Consider the following 18,960-nt stretch of genomic DNA (forward strand, 5'->3'; position numbering starts at 1 on the left):
TGTCGGTTGATGTTACCCACTCACAAAAGCGTTCCCAGACGTTGGCGCTTTCGCGCTGCTGTAAGGTTGTTGTCATTTGTTTATGATTGCTTTATTTGGTTTTCAATGTTCGTGACGGCTTTGTGTTCCGCCATGTAAATAAACATAAAGCTTTTATTTCAGTTTGTAAAGGCCTTTTAAGAACAGTTTTTCTTATATGTGTCATAAATTATGATTTTTAAAAGCCAGAAGGCTTGCTATATAAGGAGTTGAAAAGCTGAATGCGGAATTAGTGGACGATCGCCCACAAAGGAAGAATACTCATAATCTACCGGGGCAACGAGATTCGGGACGGGCGTCAGTGTTAAGATAGATGAAGGGTGGCGATCGCCAACCGCAAAACTCGCACTGCACAGATATATGTTGTTGCGTAAGTCCGATCGATAAAAGTCCCAAGGAATGTCCCGCACCGTCACCTACAGCCCTGCTTATACTCTGGTTCCCACTTACGAGTGTTATAACCGCTGCACTTATTGCAATTTTCGGGCAGAACCGCTGCAAAGTCCTTGGCTAACACTCGCAGAAGCCGAAAAACAGCTCAACTTGCTGCAAAGTCAAGGTGTAATTGAAATTCTCATCCTCAGCGGCGAGGTACATCCTCACAGTCAACGCCGAAAAGCTTGGTTGCAGCGGATTTACGATTTGTGCGAACTAGCACTTGCTCTGGGATTTTTGCCGCATACTAATGTGGGGCCGCTCAGCTTTGAGGAGATGGCACTGTTAAAAGAGGTAAATGTATCGATGGGGCTGATGCTAGAACAGCTTGCCCCACATTTGTTACAAACGGTTCACCGACACGCACCGAGTAAAGTGCCGGCGTTGCGGCTGCAACAGTTAGAATGGGCTGGGGAATTGAAGATTCCGTTTACAACTGGTTTGCTGCTGGGAATTGGGGAAAGTTCGGCCGATTGCGTGGAGACATTAGAGGCGATCGCCCGGATTCATTCGCGTTACAATCACATTCAAGAAGTTATCCTCCAGCCACACAGTCCGGGAAATCAGCAAAGTTGGGAGGGTGAAGTTTTTGATGCTACAAAAATGCCCGAAGTAATTGCGATCGCCCGCAGTATTTTACCATTTGAAATCAGGCTGCAAATTCCCCCGAATTTAGTTGCACAGCCAGAGATATTGCTGGCTTGTTTAGAAGCAGGTGCTAGAGATTTAGGAGGAATTGGGCCGCGGGATGAAGTTAATCCCGATTATCCTCACCTGCAACACCAAACTTTAACAGAAATTTTAGCAGCATCGGGATGGCAAATCGTGCAGCGTTTGCCTGTTTATCCTCAGTACGATAAGTGGCTGCCCCAGACATTGCAAAGTGCTGTTAAACAAAGGAGAGTCAATCGATTTTAGATTTTAGATTTTAGATTTTAGATTGAATAATTGAGCCTAGTATCGATTTTAGATTTTAGATTTTAGATTTTAGATTGAAGAATTGAGCCTAGTGATAAATCCAGGGGCTTGTGACCAAATTGCTTGATAGTCAGTCAATCGATTTTAGATTTTAGATTGAAGATGGGTAATTGGTAGCAAGATTCTTTAAATTGCTGCTATAGAGATTTTAAATCAAAGAACCGCCACCATCAATCCAGACTTCAGTACCTGTGATGAAGCTGGAGGAATGTGATACCAGAAATAACACTAATTGAGCGACTTCTTCGCTAGAACCTGCCGTATTATCCGTCAAAGGAATCATGTCTTGAATGGAATCAGGCGGGACTGGAATGCGATCGAGATGGCGCTTAACAGTGCTTTCCTCAATGGCAGTTAGCACCCCGCCCGGACAGATCACATTGACTCTAATTTGGCAGGCTGCGAGTTCTAGCGCCAGCATTTTTGCAAAGGCTACTTGGGCAGCTTTTGAACAAGCGTAGGCCGTGGCACCAACTTTCCTGAAACTTCTGGTGCCATTAATTGATGATGTAATGACAATCGAACCTCCTTGTTTTTTCAGATGAGGAATAGCATACTTAACAGTCAAAAATGTTCCTCTGAGGTTGGTATTAATTGTCCGATCCCACTCATCGGGTTCTATCTCCTCTATCGGCGACCATACACCGTTAATACCAGCATTTGCAAACACAATATCAATTCTTTGATATTTGTCAAAAATTGTTTGAAAAGCTTGTTGCATTTGCTGAGAATCCCCAACATCTGCGGCAATAGCCAGCCCGCAGCCTCCTTCATTGACCAACTGCCGGACGGTTTCTTGCCCCGTTTCCAAAATGTGATCGATAATAGCAACTTTGGCGCCTTCCTTGGCCATTAAAATTGCTGCTGCATGACCAATTCCCGACCCACCGCCGGTAATAACTGCAACTTTTTCTGAAAGTTTCATATTTTTTTAGATAAATATTTTTTTGGGCGATCGCATAGCATAAAAATAATACTAGAGAGAGGAGTTTAGTCCTCACTACAAACAAGTTTCTTTCATCAAAATCATGCAAGTTAAAAATGGTTTAAGGTAATAATTATAGCGGTAAGGTGTGCACTGCACACCCTACTTTAGGCAGAGGATTACGTCAATTTTAACGTAGTCCTTACGGCTGTGGCACCCAGACCGAAACAGAACCGGCGTTACACCTAAAATCAGCCCAACCATCGTCATTAGTTGTGATTGATTCTTTGATGTGTTCGGTGATGTCAATATAAGTTCGATTCGGTTGTCCGACTTCCATAAACTTAGTGCCATCGCCTCCGTTACTGAGTACCACAGCCATGCCGCCCGGATGTTCTTCATCTCCGAGTCGCGTCCAGCCAATAGTGTTGGCGTGGTCGAAGTAATCGTACTGATTGCCGTAGGAATAAGTTTGGCGCGCTAACAAGAATTTATCGAGAATAAACTGATGTTTATCTAACCAAATCTCGTATTCGTTGCCATCGTTTGCTGTATCCTTATAGTTGGCGCCATAATAGTCCGGGTAAAAAATGCACGGATATCCTTCGCTTCGTAGCAAGATTAAAGCGTAGGCAAGAGGTTTAAACCAAGCCTCGACAACAGATTCTAGGGATTGTAATGGTTGAGAATCATGGTTGTCAACCAAGGTAACGGCGAGGGTTGGTTGCTGTTGGACGAGGGTGTTATCAAAAATTGTTCGCAAGTCGTAGCTATTGCCGGCTTTGCTAGCAGCGTGGAAGTTGTAATGGAGGGGTGCGTCAAATAAGGAGACTTTACCATCCGTTGCTTGGATGAAGTAGTGCAAAGCTTCCACTTCGTAAGACCAATATTCACCGACGGCAAATAGGTCGCGTTGGGCATAGTGGCGAACGTGTTCCAACCATTCTTGGAAAAATTCTGCTTTAACGTGTTTGACGGCATCGAAGCGAAAGCCGTCAACGTTTGTTGTATCGACATACCACTCACCCCAGTATTTCAACTCCCCGCTGACTTCTGGGTTGTCCATATCTAAATCGCAACCCATGAGGTAGTCAAAATTACCTTTTTCTAAGTCTACTCCTCGATCGAATTCTTTGCCTTTTAGCAAGTAAACGGCATGGGTTTCTGTGTTGTAAACGTTGTAATCAATGGCATCAAAATGCCACCAATGCCACTCCATACTAGAATATTTTTGGTCGCGTCCGGGGAAGGTAAAATGCGTCCAAGCTTTGATTTTTTGATATTCGCCTACGGTGTCATTCCGGTTGTCGGGATGGAAGGGCGTGGCTTCGGCTTCTTCTTCTGCATCGGCACCTAATTTGTGGTTAAAGACAACATCGGCATAAATCCGAATTCCTGCATCTTGGGCAGCTTTAATCGCGGCCAAATATTCATCTTTTGTGCCGTATTTAGTGCGTACCGACCCTTTTTGGTCGAACTCGCCTAAATCGAATAAGTCGTAGACGCCGTAACCCACATCCATACCGCCGCCGGTTCCTTTATAGGCTGGCGGCAACCACAGCGATGTAACGCCTATTTTGGCTAAATCTTTTGCCGATTTCGCTAGCTGATTCCACAGGCTGCCGTCGTCGGGGCTGTACCAGTGGAAATACTGCATCATCACGCCATTGAGTTGAGACATATATTTAGTTTTTCCTGTTTTTTTTAAATTGCGATCGACATTTATGTTCGTAGCTCGCTAGTTTACGTATGTCTGCAATCTATGGTTAATAAATATCATAAAAGATGGGGCTGCTAAAAACAATCTATCTGTTGATGTATTGACAACAGAATGTAAATTTGATAATAAATTTAGGCAGACTAAAAAATATTAATTTGGTGGCGACTTTGCAGCAACTCGCTCAACTCTGGTGTTCCAAGTACCGTCGATCGCCAATTCAAGCAATCTAAATCCCGGCGGGATTTCGTCAAGTATAATCGGATGGCTTTTGGGTAAAAGTTGGATGCAGGTGCTGGGTGTCCCCAAGTAGGTAACTGAGCCACGCTGTTGTTGAAATTCTTGGTGAATGTGGCCGCAGAGGACTATTTTGATTTGAGGATATCGATCGACAATTGCCAAAAATTCATCGGCATTGTGCAGCATCATTCCATCCATTATTTCAGAGTCGATCGGCAAAGGATGATGGTGTAAGGCAATGATAACAGGTCGATCGCCCGTTTCTTGCAGTTGAGAGTCTAGCCAATGCAAGCTTTCTGGGGAAAGCCGCCCGCCGTCGCATCCGGCTTCCACACTTGAAAGTAATAGAAATTGCCAGTTTCCTAGCATCCATGATTTTTCTGGGGAAAGAGGCGACTGATTTAAGATTTCTGCCATGACAGGGATGTTGTCGTGGTTCCCAGGTATCCAGTAGGCGGGAATTCCGAGGGGGGCGATGAGGGAGACGAGGCGCTGGTAGGATTCGGGTGTTTCGTCTTGGGACAAGTCGCCTGTGAGTAGGAGTAAGTCTGGCGGCGGCTGTATCTGTTGCAAGCGATCGAGAACTGCTTGGAGGGTGCGGGTTGTTGAGAGGCCTTTCCATTCTCGATCGATCTCTGCAAACAAGTGAGTGTCGGTGATTTGGGCGACGAGTAGGGGAGAAACTGTTGTCATGGCTGGTGTTGCGGGCGATCGATGTAGTTCTAGAATAGCCTCGGATGGGTTTTGGGGATATGGGAAAAAAGGGCGATTCCCTACGGGATAGCTGCGCTTTACGAAATTTTTGACCGGTATGTTAAAATTTTCGAGATTTGGTGTACTATAAGAAAACGTCAAATTTCCGACGTGACGGCGGCATAGCCAAGTGGTAAGGCAGAGGTCTGCAAAACCTCCACCCCCAGTTCAAATCTGGGTGCCGCCTTTTTTGATTTTTGTTAGATGGGGCTAAGATGCCGTTTGGGCGATCGAGAAGGTTAACAGGATATAGCGAGAGTGCTCAAGTCCACTGAAAAAACCTTCTTGATCCCTACGATATATTACTACTCATTGACTACGATCGCAAATCGTCGATCAGTTTTTCTATAGCCATACTTTTTGTGGTTTCATCCGGTAGAAGATTAAACACTTTCTGCAAAAGTTCTATAGACGCATTTTTAATAAACCAATCTTCACTCGGATTATCCCCAAGATTAAAAAAATACTTTAAACGTTCCTCTATAGCTTCCTTATCTGCTTTATCCAGTTGTGCAAGTCGCTTAAGCCAATCCCCTTGCGAATCTTTAAAACAGTTAGCATCAACAGTACATATCTGATGCACTAAAGCAAAGGAATTATTAGGAAGACTATTTGTGCTTGTAGAATTAATCGGATATACAGTTGGCAAACCTTTATAGGTTTCTTGTGAAGTCAACGGAATCAGCGTCAAAGTTTGGATGTATTTAGATTCATCTTGAAATTGGTCACTTGTCCAAACGATATAAGGATGCTCTCCCCGAAAAACCCGACTCGAATTAATCACCTGAGTGCAAGAAATTGTCTTGCACTCAATCTCCCCTGGTTCATTTATCTCATAAATATGATCATGACCGAGTTTGCAACGAAGAGATACTCTATAGGGATTGATAAAATAAATCCAACCTTGACGCGGTTTTTGTCCAGCCACTCGCTCACCCCAATTCACTCATTAACTTTTCTCTTTCTTTGTACAGATTAAGTCTCACCTGTTCCTCTGGTTCGTGGCTATATTTAACCTCAAGCATGGGAGCAGTGCTATAGACATATTCTAGTAACTGATTCAGTTTATCCTCTCCTGCCCCGACCCATTCTCTCCTGATGTTGTCAAGCATTAGCTTCAGACCTAAAGGTAACTTTAAATCATCCACATTACCAGCTCCCTCACCAAGTCTGATGAATATACTTTCTCCCTGAGATTCTTGAACAATCTCTTTGCCATTCATTTGATTTAAAGCAGCGTCTATGCCTTCGTTCCAAGGCCCATAGTGATAATAACGCCAATCTAAATCAGTAAGCTGCTTGTCTGTCCATTTGACCGCATAAAGATCGGCCAAATACAAAAACTTGATTAACTGCGTTTTTGTAATATAGCCTTTTGTTGCGTAGACAAAGTATTTGATCAGGTTTTCTAGCATAGCTTTAATTCTTTTGATTTCAAAAAGCTCCCTGATTAATCTTATAATTTGTTCGCTCAGTTTAACTTTAGCCTATTATATCATCCCAAGGAAAGCTTGGCTATTAAACAACTAAAAGTTATCACAATTTAATTGCTAATCACTAATCGCCCTAAAGCAATTAGCAATTAGCAATCTTACCCAAATTATCACATTTTGCTGATAATTCTTTGCAGGATTTCCACGCCTGATACCGCTTGCCAGCCAAACAGCCCCAAGAGCACAACATTCAGAAAGATGTGAGCGTTTCTCGCCCAATCATTGCCTTTTTGCATCAAAGGAGTCAGCGATGCTGCGATCGCAATTATTGACATCATTCCCAACCCTGCTAGCAAGTGCGGCCCGACAAATAGCTTGCCGTTGTTGATGTAGGTGACGGCCATTCCGCCGACTGCACCCGTTACCATCAAGGCTAGCAGCAAAGAACCCATCTGGTGATGCTTGATGTTGAATTTACCCTTAATTAACTCTTTTTTGACTTCGCCTTCCGCACTTCTGGTACGGCGGATTTGCAAGCCGAGATACAAAGCATAAAATGAGATGGCCAGCAGTACCCACATTAAAACTGGGTGGAAGAATTGGCTCCAAACTTTCACTGACTGAGGAATTTCGAGATTCATAGTGTTCTGAGGATTAGCAAACATACTTCATAAAACTTAGCATACCAGTCAGGCCGTCTCGTGCGACGGTAAAAATATACGGTATGAGAGACTATTATGCCTGCCACTAAACAAGACGCTGTATTGATTCAAGCCGCCAAGACTGGCAACATTATTCACGTCCAAGCTTTACTCGCTAAGGGAGTTGACGCTAACGCCAAAGACTCTGAGGGGACGACGGCTTTGATGTTTGCTGCCCAAAAGGGCTATACAGAAATCGTGCGTACTCTACTAAACAATGACGCTAATGTCAACCAGGTGAGCAGGCGTTTTGGGCTAACGGCTTTGATGCTGGCGGCGGCTCACAAACAGGCTGACTCTGTGCGGCTGTTGCTGGCTGCGGGTGCTGATGTTAATGCTAAAAATGATGATGGAAGTACAGCTTTGATGGCGGCTTCTCTCAAGGGTGATATCAATGTTGTGCAGATGTTACTTGATGCTAATGCTGATGTAAATGTGCGTGATAAAGATGGAGATTCAGCTTTGAAAATGGCTGCTTTATCCGGTCATCAAGCTGTTGTTAAAGCTTTGGTGGATGCGGGTGCTGTTGCTGACAATTCTATGCTGTTTTTAGCTGTCCGTCAAGGAAGCGCTGAAATTGTGCGAATTTTGCTCAATTGTGGGACGGATGCTAATGTTAAAAATCTAGAGAGCAAAACTGCTTTGATGCTGGCTGCGACGGCGGGAAATTTGGCTGTTGTCGAGGCGCTGTTGGCTGCGGGTGCTGATGTCGAAATTCCCGACAAAAACGGCGAAACTGCTTTAACTTTGGCTGCGGATGCCGGCAATACTGATGTGGTGCAAACTTTGCTTGGTGCGGGTGCTAATGCGAATGTGAAAAATGGAGATGGGGGCACGGCTTTGATGGCGGCTGCTGCTGGTGGAAATGCGGCGATCGCCCATATCTTACTCGATGGTGGCGCCGATATCAACGCTAAGGATAAAGATGATGAAACTGCTTTGAATTTTGCGGTGGTGGAAGGCTGCGAAGATGTAGTGGAATTGCTCTTAAACCGAGGTGCTAGTGTCGGTGCTAGAAATCGGTTGGGCGATACGCCTTTACTGGTGGCGGCTGTTCACGGCCATAGTGCGATCGTATCGGCTTTGCTGCAAAAAGTAAACTCAAATCGGGATGAGTTTCTGAATGCGAAAAACTTTGGGGAGACGGCTTTGACGCTTGCTGCGTTTCACGGACATACCGAGACTGTGAAGGCTTTGCTTGACGGCGGTGCTGATCCCAATGTCCCGGCGGATTTGGGGAAAACGGCTTTAATGAAGGCGTGCGATCGCGGTTATGTGGCGATCGTCCAATTATTAGTCGAAAAAGGTGCCGATGTCAACTTGCTGGATGATTCGGGCGCAACCGCTTTAATGTGGGCTGCACATCGGGGTTATCCTGATGCAGTAAAGATTTTAATTGAGGCTGGTTCAGAACTAAACCACAAAAATCCGGGAAATTATACAGCTTTAATGCTGGCTGAGTTTAAGGGTTATTCCAGTGTGGTCAAATTGCTCAAAAGTGCTGGAGCACTGGAGTAAGAATGAAATAGTTTTGAGTAAGGTAATTCTGTAATTCTGAGGGTAGGCTTTGGGAAGTGAAGAATCTCCTACCAAATTCATAAAATAGCGCTACATATCTACCCCCCCCAACCCCCCCTTATTAAGGGGGGGAGTAAAACTTTCTATGTAGCATAACTTTATGAAATTGGTATCAGATATCGGGACTTACCCATTGTAATGGTGTGGCAATAATTTGAGATTCTTCGCTTCACTCAGAATGACATAATTAGGTGATTAGTGCGTCCCGGACAATGAATTATATCATGTCCGATCGATTAACCATAATATCCCGGTCGGGCGGGTTTTTGAGATTGTCAATTATTGGCGATTATGGTTGGTGGAACCCGCCCCTACAAAAATCGCGGTAGCTCGACCCGACATGATATTAACCTCAATTTGCTTTACGTACCCAGCCGTTAATAGTAAAGCGGCTATCAGCAAAAGCTTTTGAGGGACAGCTAACTCGCAAAACTTCGTGCATATAGCGACTCAGAAAAAATACGATGCTATTATTGCGAGGTTCAACGGTTCGGAATGTCTTGTCCGCCACATAAAAATTGTTCTCGATTTTGCTGTCATAAATCTGCAACTCGCCACCTGAAAAAGCCTTGGGTTCTCGATAGAAATAGTAAACGTAAGTAAAAAATCGGCTGGCAGTATCTGGCGAGCCACTGTCGTTGTGAAGTTTATAAAAGTTGTTGTCATTGTGCATGGTTAACTGAGCTTCTATCTCACCCAGGGAAAATGACGGAATATTTAAACTTTTTAGCACGTCGGGGAGAATTGCTTTGATGCGATTAACCATCAGTTCCGAAAATTCGGGGAACGAGTGGAGTACCATCGAACGGCGGTAATCTTCGGCATTGGTTGAGGTGCTGGTACTCACAAATTCTGATTCTTTGGCTAAGACATATTTAAGGAGTTTGTTTTTTTCTGCGGGTGTCAAAAAGTTGTCTATTTGGGCGTAGCGAGATATTAAATCGTCATTTACAGGCGGCGCAGGGGCGGGAATTTCTGTGGCGGGAATTTCTACAGGAGTTGCAGGCTGCTGCGGTTCCAGTTGCTGCAAGTAAATTGGGGGTTCGGTGACTAATCCCACTAGGTGTTCGCCTGGAAAAAAAAGGGTGGAACGCCCGTCGTCTATGGGGATTTGAAATAAGGGCGAAAAACTGAGTGTTTGTTGGGTGCGATCGACTAATGTTTTGACAAGGCTGTGCAATAATGGTGTATCAGATTTAAGGGTGACGGTGCATTGATGTCCCCCGGTGAGCAGGATTTTGACTTTTATGTCTTGGGGTTTAATTTGCGGTTGAGTGTAAGTCATAATTTTTGAAGGATGCAACTGGGAATTTGGTACGACATAACAGTGTTGATTGGTGTCATAGCCTTCCAGATCCCCCCTAACCCCCCTTAAAAAAGGGGGGGACAAGAGTGTCTAAATTCCCATTAAAAAGGGGGGGACAGGGGTTTTCTCAAAGTCCCCCTTCTTAAGGGGGATTTAGGGGGATCGAGACTTAGAGTAAAACCAGAGATCCAAAGAATTTCCGCCTTAAGTTAAGACCAATAAACACTATTGTCTCCCTACAATAAAATACACAATTGAGAATTGCTTTAGGTATTATTCCTAATGCAAGAAGTGGCGGATGTCGGTGAAAACCATTGTGATTCCAAGTTGGTTGGCGGCTTGAATGGAATCTTGATCGCGCATACTTCCGCCCGGTTGCACGATCGCAATTATGCCCGCCTCAGCCGCAGTTTTGACTGAATCGTCGAAGGGGAAGAAACCGTCGCTGGCTAAAATAGCTCCTTGGCTCTTGTCTCCTGCTTGTTCCAATGCTAGTTTAACTGAGCCGACGCGATTCATTTGTCCGGCGCCGACACCGATTGTAGTACGATCGCGCGTCACAACAATCGCATTTGATTTGACGTGTTTCGCTACTTTCCAAGCAAACAGCAATTCTTCCAACTCTTGGGCTGTCGGCTGTTTCTCAGTAACAATCCGCCATTTGCTAGTTTCTTCTACTATATTATCTGAGTCTTGCACCAGCAAACCGCCTGCAATAACTTTAACAGTTTGTGGTGGCCCTTGAGTCAAATCTGGCAAAATTAATACTCGAACTTTCGCCTTTTTCTTGATAATTTGTTCGGCTTCGGGTTCGCACCCCGGCGCGACAATACATTCTAAAAATGTTTGAGTTAACGCCGTTGCGGTAGCAGCATCAATGGGGCGATTGAGGGCGACAATGCCGCCGAAAGCTGAGACTGAATCGGTATCAAAGGCTTTTTGATAAGCTTCAGAAATAGTTGTTCCCAAGGCTGTACCGCAAGGATTTGTATGCTTCAGAATAGCGGCCGCGGGTGTGTCGGGGAATTCTACGATTAGCCGCCTTGCTGCTTCTAAATCTACTAAATTATTGTAGCTTAATTCTTTGCCTTGCAGGATGGTGCTAGTCGTCCAGCCTGTGGGTGTAGTTCCGCTTTGATACCAGGTGGCGGCTTGATGAGGATTTTCGCCGTAGCGCAGAGTTTGCAACTCTTTTCCTGATAAATTAAACTCGTCTGGTAGCGAAGATTCTTCAGCGGATTGGCTGCTGCTGAGATAATTTGCGATAGCGCGATCGTAGTTGGCTGTATGTTTGAATGTTTCTAGGGCGCATCTTTGCCGAAACTCTAAGGATGCTGCGCCGCCATTCTCCCGCAGTTCTTTTAAATAAGTATTGTACTGTTTTGGGTCGCACAAAACTGTCAAATGAGCGTGGTTTTTGGCGGAAGCTCTCAACATTGCTGGCCCGCCGATATCTATCTGCTCAATTGCGTCGGCTAGAGTAACTCCTGGTTTAGAAATTGTCTCTTCAAATGGATACAAATTGACTACAACTAGATCGATCGCCCGAATTTGATTTGCGGTTAAATCTGCGAGGTCTTCCGGTACATCGCGGCGTGCTAAAATGCCGCCGTGGATTCGCGGGTGAAGTGTTTTGACTCGCCCTCCCAAAATTTCGGGGGAACCAGTATATTCCGCAACTTTGGTCACTGGGATGCCTGCTTCTTTGAGGGCCGTTGCTGTCCCGCCACTACTAATTATGTCAAATTCAAATTCTTCTACTAGACTGCGCGCTAAGTCGATTAGTCCGGTTTTATTGGATGTGCTCAAAAGTGCTAGACGTGCCATTGGTTTGAAGTTGCGATCGCAAAAATAGATAGGTTATATTCTATATCACATCTGCCCGCAGGGAGATGATTTGGTAATGGCTAATTATGATTATTTTTAATAATTTAAAGATGAGTTCGCTTATTTTAAACCATATTTTTTGTCAAACCTATATAATATTTTATACTGACCAGTGGCTTCTAAATATGTATAACTTGCGCGTGGAACTGGTTATTTTGTGAGTGCGAGGGGGATTGAAGCCATATTCAGCTTGTACAGTTCATGTCGCTACGTAAGTGTCAATGTTGGTGAAATTACTTAATAAAACTTAATAGATAAATCTATGGCGATGCTCTTGAATTTTAACGATGTTTTATGATGAATTCTAAAAGTAATGTGCTAGCATCGGGTGTAAATTGCTCTCTCCCTAAATTTCCCGAAAAATTGGGCGATCGCAACACCTTAATCTAAACAACAATTTGGTAGGGCTGAAATATGTTTTTTCAAGAAGCAGATCCAGAAAATAAGCTCAGTAATATTAGCAGGAATCATAAAAAAACTGATCACAATATGACCAATAGAACAGGCTACCAACAGATGGCAAAAAAAAGAGCCGAGAATTCGACCGAGGCCAATATTTCCGAAGCTTATAGTCTTAGTCTGTGCGAAATGCAACAGATGGAGCGAGCAATGGAACAGCTAAAGCAGGATTTGAAAGCTAGCGAATCTCGGTTTCGGAATGTCATCGAAAAAAATGCCGACGGCATCGCAATCGTTAACAAGCGAGGACTTGTATGTTTTGCCAACCCGTCAGCAGAAGCGCTGTTTAACTGCAAAGCAGAGGAACTTTTAGGGCAAGCATTTTTTGGCAATTTAGTAGTAGAAGTTTCAGCTTGCGACCTTGAGATGGCGACGGATATTATTCCCCAAGTTGGAAAAACAGAAGCACCAGGAACTCGCGTCGTGCAAACAGAAGTTGAAGCTATTCGCAAGCAAAAAGCAAATGCTGTAGTAGAAATGCGGGTGGTGGAAACGGAATGGGATGGAGAAATGGCTTATTTAGCTACGCTACGGGACATTACCGATCGCAAGCGCGCAGAAGAAATGCTTTGGTTGTACGATCGAGCTATAGCAGCTACTAGCACCGGAGTTACGATTTCTGATGCCACTGACCCCGAAAATCCAATTATTTATTGCAATCCCGCATTTGAAAGTATGACAGGTTATCGGCGGCAGGAAATTATCGGAAAAAACGGCCGATTTTTGCACGGAAGCGATACCGACCCGGCGGCAGTAGAAATAATTCGCCAAGCCTTGCAAGCAGAAAGCGAATGCAAGGTAATATTAAAGAATTACCGCAAAGACGGAACCGCTTTCTGGAATTGTTTCTCAATATCTCCCGTGCGCGATAGAACGGGTAAATTAACTCATTTTATCGGCGTACAGAGAGACATCACCCACAGCAAACAAGCCGCAGAAGCATTGCATAATTCCGAAGCACAAAGCCGAGAACAAGCAGCTCAACTAGCAGCGGCCCTGGACGAACTCAAAGCCACTCATTCCCAATTAGTTCAAAGCGAAAAAATGTCGAGTTTGGGATTGCTAATTGCTGGAGTCGCTCACGAAATTAACAACCCAGTCAGCTTCATTTACGGCAATCTCGCTCATCTCACAAATTATACTCAAGACTTGTTTCACCACCTCGAACTTTATCAACAGCACTATCCTAATCCAGTTGCTGAAATTCAAGAGGAAAGAGAAAAAAATGATCTCGATTTTTTAGCTGAAGATTTACCTAAAATACTATCTTCAATGAGCGTTGGTGTCGATCGCATTTGCCAGATTGTGCAGTCGCTGCGAAACTTTTCGCGGCACGACGATGCACAGATGAAACCCGTTAACCTCCACGCAGGTATTGACAGCACGCTGTTAATTCTCAATCACCGTTTGAAAGGGAACGGAGAAAAGCAGCCAATTCAAATCGTAAAACAATACGGAGAATTGCCGAATGTTGAGTGTTTTGCTGGACCGATAAATCAAGTTTTTATGAATATTCTCAGCAATGCGATCGATGCTTTAGAAGATGCGAACAGTAGGCAAAGTTGTCAAGAAATGCTAGAAAATCCCAGCCAGATTAGGATTTGTACGGAAGTTGTCGGCAATTTTGTAGAAATAAAAATTTCCGACAATGGCCCGGGAATAACGGAGGAAGTCAAACAGCGCATATTTGATACCTTTTTTACTACCAAGCCCATTGGCAAAGGCACGGGAATGGGTTTGTCAATTAGCTATCAAATTATTGTAGAAAAACACAAAGGCGAATTATATTGTGCTTCGGAATTGGGCAAGGGTACGGAATTTACTATCAAAATGCCGATCACACATTAGCGCGGAATGTGCAATCTGCACCTTACCAACGTGATATATAGGCAAGCAAGCGAGCGGAAATCTCGCACTCGTAAAAAACGATAAAAATCGTTTTTTATCGTTACCAGGATCTGGCTGCGAACGCATACTTAGAGGCTTTGCATCCCCATTGTAGAGACAATTATCAGGTGCTTTTCGGCTCACCTTACCCCCATAAATAGGGAATTAAAAAACCTCCGCACCTTCCAACTTCTTAAAAGTTTCAACCTTAGCCCTCGCCGCTTCCCCGCAAGTCTTCGGCGTCGGAAACATCTTCCCAGGATTCGCCAAACCTTTCGGATTAAACACCTGACGCACCCACTGCATCGTCTCCAAATCTACCTCCGAAAACATATCCGGCATAAAACACTTCTTATCAGCACCGATGCCGTGTTCCCCCGAAAGACTTCCCCCAACTTTCACGCAAAGCCTAAGAATTTCCCCGCCCAATTCTTCCACCTTTTCCAGCGCACCTTTTACCGAGTTATCGTACAGAATCAGCGGGTGCAAATTCCCGTCTCCCGCGTGAAAAACATTAGCAATCCGATAACCGTATTTCTCGCTCAAAGCCTCAATTTCTTTCAAAACATAAGCCATTTGCGTTCGCGGAATTACGCCGTCTTGCACATAATAATCCGGGCTGAGATGACCCGCCGCCGCAAAAGCAGCTTTCCGTCCTTTCCAAATTTTTAGGCGCGTTTCCGGGTCGGTTGCCGTGGTGATATTTCGCGCTCCGTTATGCTTGCAAATATCAGCAATTCGCTGTTTATTTGTGGCAACTTCCACTTCTAAACCGTCAATTTCTACGAGGAGAATTGCCGCCGCATCGCGGGGATAACATCCAGTTGCCACCACATCTTCCACAGCATTGATGCTGATGTTATCCATGATTTCCATGCCACCGGGAATAATGCCAGCGCTGATAATATCGGAAACTGATTCGCCCGCTGCTTCTATACTGGAAAAATCCGCTAGGAGAACGCAAATCGATTCCGGCGCTTTGAGAATTCGCAAAGTAACTTCTGTGGCGATTCCTAAAGTGCCTTCGGAACCGACAAATACACCAGTTAAATCGTAACCGGGCATTTCGGAAATTTCGCCACCGACATCGACAATGGAACCGTCGGGAAGGACCAATTTTAATCCTAAAACGTGATTTGTTGTGACTCCGTATTTGAGGCAGTGAACACCGCCAGAATTTTCGGCAACGTTGCCGCCAATTGAACAAACAATTTGGCTGGAAGGATCTGGCGCGTAGTAGAAACCGGCGCCGCTAACTGCTTGCGTTACCCAGTTATTAATTACTCCCGGTTGCACGACTACTTGCTGATTTTCTAAGTCTACTTTCAGGATTTTTCGCATTAGGGCAGTGACAATCAGCACGCAGTTTTCTACAGGCAAAGCGCCGCCGGAAAGGCCGGTTCCTGCCCCTCTAGCCACCCAGGGAATTGAGTTGCGATCGCATATTTTGACCACTTGCGCCACTTCCTCCGTAGTTCGAGGCAATACCACCAGGGCGGGGCGCTGGCGGTAGCTGGCGAGTCCGTCGCACTCGTAGACAATCAATTCTTCGCGGCGCTGCACCACGCCATTTTTGCCGACTACAGCCTCAAATTCTTTAATAACGGGTTTCCAATTGCGTTCTGTTTCTATGGCTATCATTAGTGAATTTAATTAGGGAACTATCAATAATATTGTTGCAAACTTTACTATTTTTGTGCAATTATTTTTCTAAGGGTTGCAATATTGACACAGGGAAGGATCGGCAGTCTCTCGACCGTCGGGAAATAGTTTTTCTTTAGTATAACCGCAGTTTTTGCATTTATAGATTGCCGATCGCGCTAGCTGAGTCGGAAAATAGCAAAGTCCGCAGGGCAATCCGATTTTCATCTCAGCAATATCGAATCCCGGCCAACCGCACTCCGGGCAGAATTGCTTAAATTTTTTAACTAAATCGAGAGTTGCATTTTCGATGTTTTTCATCCGAGTTGGATTGTACATCGCCCGCATATCTGTTTCGATGTGAACTCGGCCGGTTGACGAGTTTTTTAAGCCTGCTGTCACAGCGTCGAAAAATTGTTTTTCTGTCCCAATGCCCTTGACAATTTCGCCGTTACCGAGCGCAGCATCGCCAACTATAACCACCAGTGCGTGTTCGGGAAATCCAGCTTTTTTAGCAAAATCATCTGCTTCTTCTATACTGGAAACTAACTGGTGACTGTAGTTAGTTTCAACGGAGAAAGAGTCGCCGATGAGTTCTAGATTGTTGGCTCGATCTAATAAAATTACTATTTCTCTGTTAGCTGGCAAATACGGCATCATTGGGTGAGGGCCGAAAGTACCTTCGCTAGCAAAGGCAAGAGTTTCGCCCGCAATTTCTAGGGCTTTTCGTGCTTTATGGCGAGCAGCTTCTATTTGTGTTCCTAAGCGTTTAACTTCTCTGGTGAAGGTGCCAAAAGTGTCAGTGTCAAGCTCCGCAGGTACTAGGATATTTACGCCTAATTCTCGTTTCAAAACTGGAGCCATTACCCGTTCTTTTTCGTGCATGGTAGCAAGAACTGCGGTGCGATCGCTCAATAATTGATTGGGATTCACAGGCTCAGAAATATTAGACATACAGCAGTATCATTTTAGGAAAAAAACTCACATACACCCTTTCCACCGCCCCACAACCGATAGAAACCCTGACTTAACTTCCGAGTAAAAATTTTAGACCTCAGTTAAATATTCATGATATTTACCTGTGGACTTAATTAAAGATTCTTCAATCTTCAATCTTCAATCTTCAATCTTCAATCTTCAATCTTCAATCTTCAATCTAAAATCTAAAATCGTATTAGTTGCCTCCAGTAACTCCCCCAGCTTGACCTCTAAGTACAAAAATTACTCCTGTCATAATTAGCGCCACGCCTACCAACCGCAGCGGCGGCAAAGGCTCGTGAAATATCAGTTTGCCACCTAAAACAGTAAATAGGTAACTAATTGACAGTAAAGGCGAGACTATGCTAAGGTTTGCCCGCGACAAAACTACAATAAAGCCGATCGAAGAAATTGCATACAAAGAAAGACCAGTTACTATCAACGGCTGAGTAGCCATTGCTATAATTTTTTCTATTAAATTAGCAGCGCCAATGGGCCCTAATATTTTAGCTCCTGCCTTCAGACTAAATTGACCTGCGACGCCGCACAATATTGCAGCAAGCAATAACATAAAAACGCTTCTATTCATAAATTTACTAACCTATAGTACAATCAAAAATTGTCGTTCCCCAAAACCTGAAAAACTTTAATTAAGTTTTGCTAGGTTTTATTCACCACTAATATTTTAAGCAGAGATACGGGAAAATCAAGTATGGTCGAGCGCGATCGAGAGTCGAACAAATATATGGCAGAGCAGACCAACCCAAGCGGAGAATATACTCTAGAACTATCCATACTCATGCCTTGTCTGAACGAAGCAGAAACTTTAGAAATCTGCATCGAGAAGGCACAGAAGTCCCTGCGCGAACTTGATATTGCAGGCGAGGTCATCATAGCAGACAACGGCAGCACTGACGGTTCTCAAGCTATCGCTACCAGAATGGGAGCAAGAGTTGTGCCCGTAGCAGCCAAAGGCTACGGCAGCGCCCTCATGGGAGGCATCATCGCAGCGCGCGGAGTTTATATTATCATGGGCGATGCTGACGACAGCTACAATTTTTCCAACCTCGGCTTTTTTGTCAACAAATTGCGAGAAGGTTTCGACTTAGTGATGGGAAACCGCTTTCAAGGGGGCATCAAACCGGGTGCAATGCCGCCGCTGCACAAATATTTAGGAAATCCGGTGCTGACATGGGTTGGGCGGCTATTTTTTGCAAGTCCCGTCGGCGATTTTCACTGCGGACTCAGGGGTTTTAGGAGAGACTCAATTTTGAAACTCGACTTGCAAACAACGGGGATGGAATTTGCTAGCGAAATGGTGGTAAAAGCCTCTGTATACAAGCTGCGGATAACTGAAATCCCAACCGTACTTTCTCCCGACGGCCGAAGTCGCCCGCCACACTTGCGAACTTGGCGAGATGGCTGGCGGCACCTGCGATTTTTGCTGCTTTACAGTCCTCGGTGGCTGTTTTTGTATCCGGGTACTGCGCTGATGATTTGGGGTCTAATTGTTAGCATTTGGCTGTTGCCCGGTACTCAAAAGATTGGGAGTATCAGCTTTGATGTACACACGCTGCTGTATGGTGCGATCGCAATTATCATCGGTTTTCAAGCAGTAACTTTCGCTTTTTTCACCAAGATTTTTGCCATCAGCGAGAAATTCCTGCCCGAAGACCCTAAACTCAACAAAATATTTCGCTATGTCACGTTAGAGACAGGATTGATTGTCGGAGTCACGCTGATTTTAATCGGAATAGTTGGCTCGTTCTTGTCATTAACTATCTGGAGCGAAACGGCTTTCGGTACTCTCGATCCTTCTAAAACTCTGCGTTTGGTTATTCCCTCGCTCACTTGCCTGACTGTCGGTTTGCAGATGGTTTTGTCGAGCTTTTTTCTCAGCGTGCTGAGCTTGAAGCGTAGGTGATAACATTAGACCTCTTGCGAAAGTCTCAGACGAGCGCTAGTTTGTCTTCAAAAAAAGTTCATAATTATAAATACCAGCG

15 protein-coding genes and 1 tRNA gene are annotated in these 18,960 nt (G+C 44.6%); 5 read left to right on the top strand and 11 right to left on the bottom strand.

The window, feature by feature from the left end:
* Positions 1–438: 438 nt before the first annotated feature.
* On the top strand, positions 439–1,392 hold the full coding sequence (gene cofG, locus QUA03_RS24600) for a 7,8-didemethyl-8-hydroxy-5-deazariboflavin synthase subunit CofG (protein WP_333215772.1): 954 nt from the start codon (positions 439–441) through the stop codon (positions 1,390–1,392).
* A 208-nt stretch (positions 1,393–1,600) separates the two neighbouring features.
* Here cofG and QUA03_RS24605 read toward each other — a convergent pair whose 3' ends face one another.
* The 3 genes from QUA03_RS24605 to cpdA form a co-directional block, all read right to left on the bottom strand.
* A complete protein-coding gene (locus tag QUA03_RS24605; protein ID WP_333150527.1) occupies positions 1,601–2,377 on the bottom strand; it encodes an SDR family NAD(P)-dependent oxidoreductase in 777 nt (258 codons plus the stop codon).
* A gap of 202 nt (positions 2,378–2,579) precedes the next feature.
* Complete coding sequence (locus QUA03_RS24610) at positions 2,580–4,058, bottom strand: alpha-amylase (RefSeq protein WP_333150529.1); 1,479 nt, start codon at positions 4,056–4,058, stop codon at positions 2,580–2,582.
* A 189-nt stretch (positions 4,059–4,247) separates the two neighbouring features.
* The gene (cpdA, locus tag QUA03_RS24615; RefSeq protein ID WP_333215774.1) at positions 4,248–5,027 is read right to left on the bottom strand and encodes a 3',5'-cyclic-AMP phosphodiesterase; all 780 of its coding nucleotides are present in this window, start codon (positions 5,025–5,027) and stop codon (positions 4,248–4,250) included.
* 176 nt (positions 5,028–5,203) lie between these two features.
* Between cpdA and QUA03_RS24620 the strand changes: the two genes are divergently transcribed.
* Positions 5,204–5,274 (top strand) — tRNA-Cys (locus QUA03_RS24620).
* Between the two features lie 129 nt (positions 5,275–5,403).
* Here the strand turns inward: QUA03_RS24620 and QUA03_RS24625 are convergent.
* The 3 genes from QUA03_RS24625 to QUA03_RS24635 form a co-directional block, all read right to left on the bottom strand.
* Complete coding sequence (locus QUA03_RS24625; RefSeq protein WP_333215776.1) at positions 5,404–6,015, bottom strand: type II toxin-antitoxin system PemK/MazF family toxin; 612 nt, start codon at positions 6,013–6,015, stop codon at positions 5,404–5,406.
* 4 nt (positions 6,016–6,019) lie between these two features.
* Positions 6,020–6,502, bottom strand: coding sequence for a type II toxin-antitoxin system antitoxin SocA domain-containing protein (locus QUA03_RS24630; protein ID WP_333215778.1), 483 nt, complete (start codon positions 6,500–6,502; stop codon positions 6,020–6,022).
* Between the two features lie 188 nt (positions 6,503–6,690).
* On the bottom strand, positions 6,691–7,161 hold the full coding sequence (locus QUA03_RS24635; RefSeq protein ID WP_333150537.1) for a DUF4079 domain-containing protein: 471 nt from the start codon (positions 7,159–7,161) through the stop codon (positions 6,691–6,693).
* Positions 7,162–7,257: 96 nt separating this feature from the next.
* On the opposite strand from QUA03_RS24635, the gene QUA03_RS24640 reads away from it, so the two are divergent.
* Positions 7,258–8,739, top strand: coding sequence for an ankyrin repeat domain-containing protein (locus QUA03_RS24640; RefSeq protein ID WP_333215780.1), 1,482 nt, complete (start codon positions 7,258–7,260; stop codon positions 8,737–8,739).
* A gap of 412 nt (positions 8,740–9,151) precedes the next feature.
* Here QUA03_RS24640 and QUA03_RS24645 read toward each other — a convergent pair whose 3' ends face one another.
* A complete protein-coding gene (locus QUA03_RS24645) occupies positions 9,152–10,084 on the bottom strand; it encodes a 2OG-Fe(II) oxygenase (protein ID WP_333215782.1) in 933 nt (310 codons plus the stop codon).
* A gap of 300 nt (positions 10,085–10,384) precedes the next feature.
* Entirely contained in the window at positions 10,385–11,932 is a 1,548-nt protein-coding gene (gene purH / locus QUA03_RS24650) for a bifunctional phosphoribosylaminoimidazolecarboxamide formyltransferase/IMP cyclohydrolase (protein ID WP_333215784.1), read from the bottom strand.
* A 549-nt stretch (positions 11,933–12,481) separates the two neighbouring features.
* Here purH and QUA03_RS24655 point away from each other — a divergent pair.
* Entirely contained in the window at positions 12,482–14,299 is a 1,818-nt protein-coding gene (locus QUA03_RS24655; RefSeq protein WP_333215786.1) for a PAS domain S-box protein, read from the top strand.
* Positions 14,300–14,503: 204 nt separating this feature from the next.
* Here QUA03_RS24655 and glcD read toward each other — a convergent pair whose 3' ends face one another.
* The 3 genes from glcD to QUA03_RS24670 form a co-directional block, all read right to left on the bottom strand.
* On the bottom strand, positions 14,504–15,979 hold the full coding sequence (glcD, locus tag QUA03_RS24660) for a glycolate oxidase subunit GlcD (protein ID WP_333215788.1): 1,476 nt from the start codon (positions 15,977–15,979) through the stop codon (positions 14,504–14,506).
* Positions 15,980–16,048: 69 nt separating this feature from the next.
* Complete coding sequence (locus QUA03_RS24665) at positions 16,049–16,933, bottom strand: DUF6671 family protein (protein WP_333215790.1); 885 nt, start codon at positions 16,931–16,933, stop codon at positions 16,049–16,051.
* A 220-nt stretch (positions 16,934–17,153) separates the two neighbouring features.
* Entirely contained in the window at positions 17,154–17,546 is a 393-nt protein-coding gene (locus tag QUA03_RS24670) for a transporter (protein ID WP_333215792.1), read from the bottom strand.
* A 123-nt stretch (positions 17,547–17,669) separates the two neighbouring features.
* Here QUA03_RS24670 and QUA03_RS24675 point away from each other — a divergent pair, with 123 nt between their 5' ends.
* The gene (locus tag QUA03_RS24675; protein ID WP_333215794.1) at positions 17,670–18,881 is read left to right on the top strand and encodes a glycosyltransferase family 2 protein; all 1,212 of its coding nucleotides are present in this window, start codon (positions 17,670–17,672) and stop codon (positions 18,879–18,881) included.
* Positions 18,882–18,960 lie beyond the last annotated feature (79 nt).

This window comes from Microcoleus sp. S36b_A4, assembly GCF_036700645.1.
Classification (GTDB): Bacteria; Cyanobacteriota; Cyanobacteriia; order Cyanobacteriales; family Microcoleaceae; genus Microcoleus.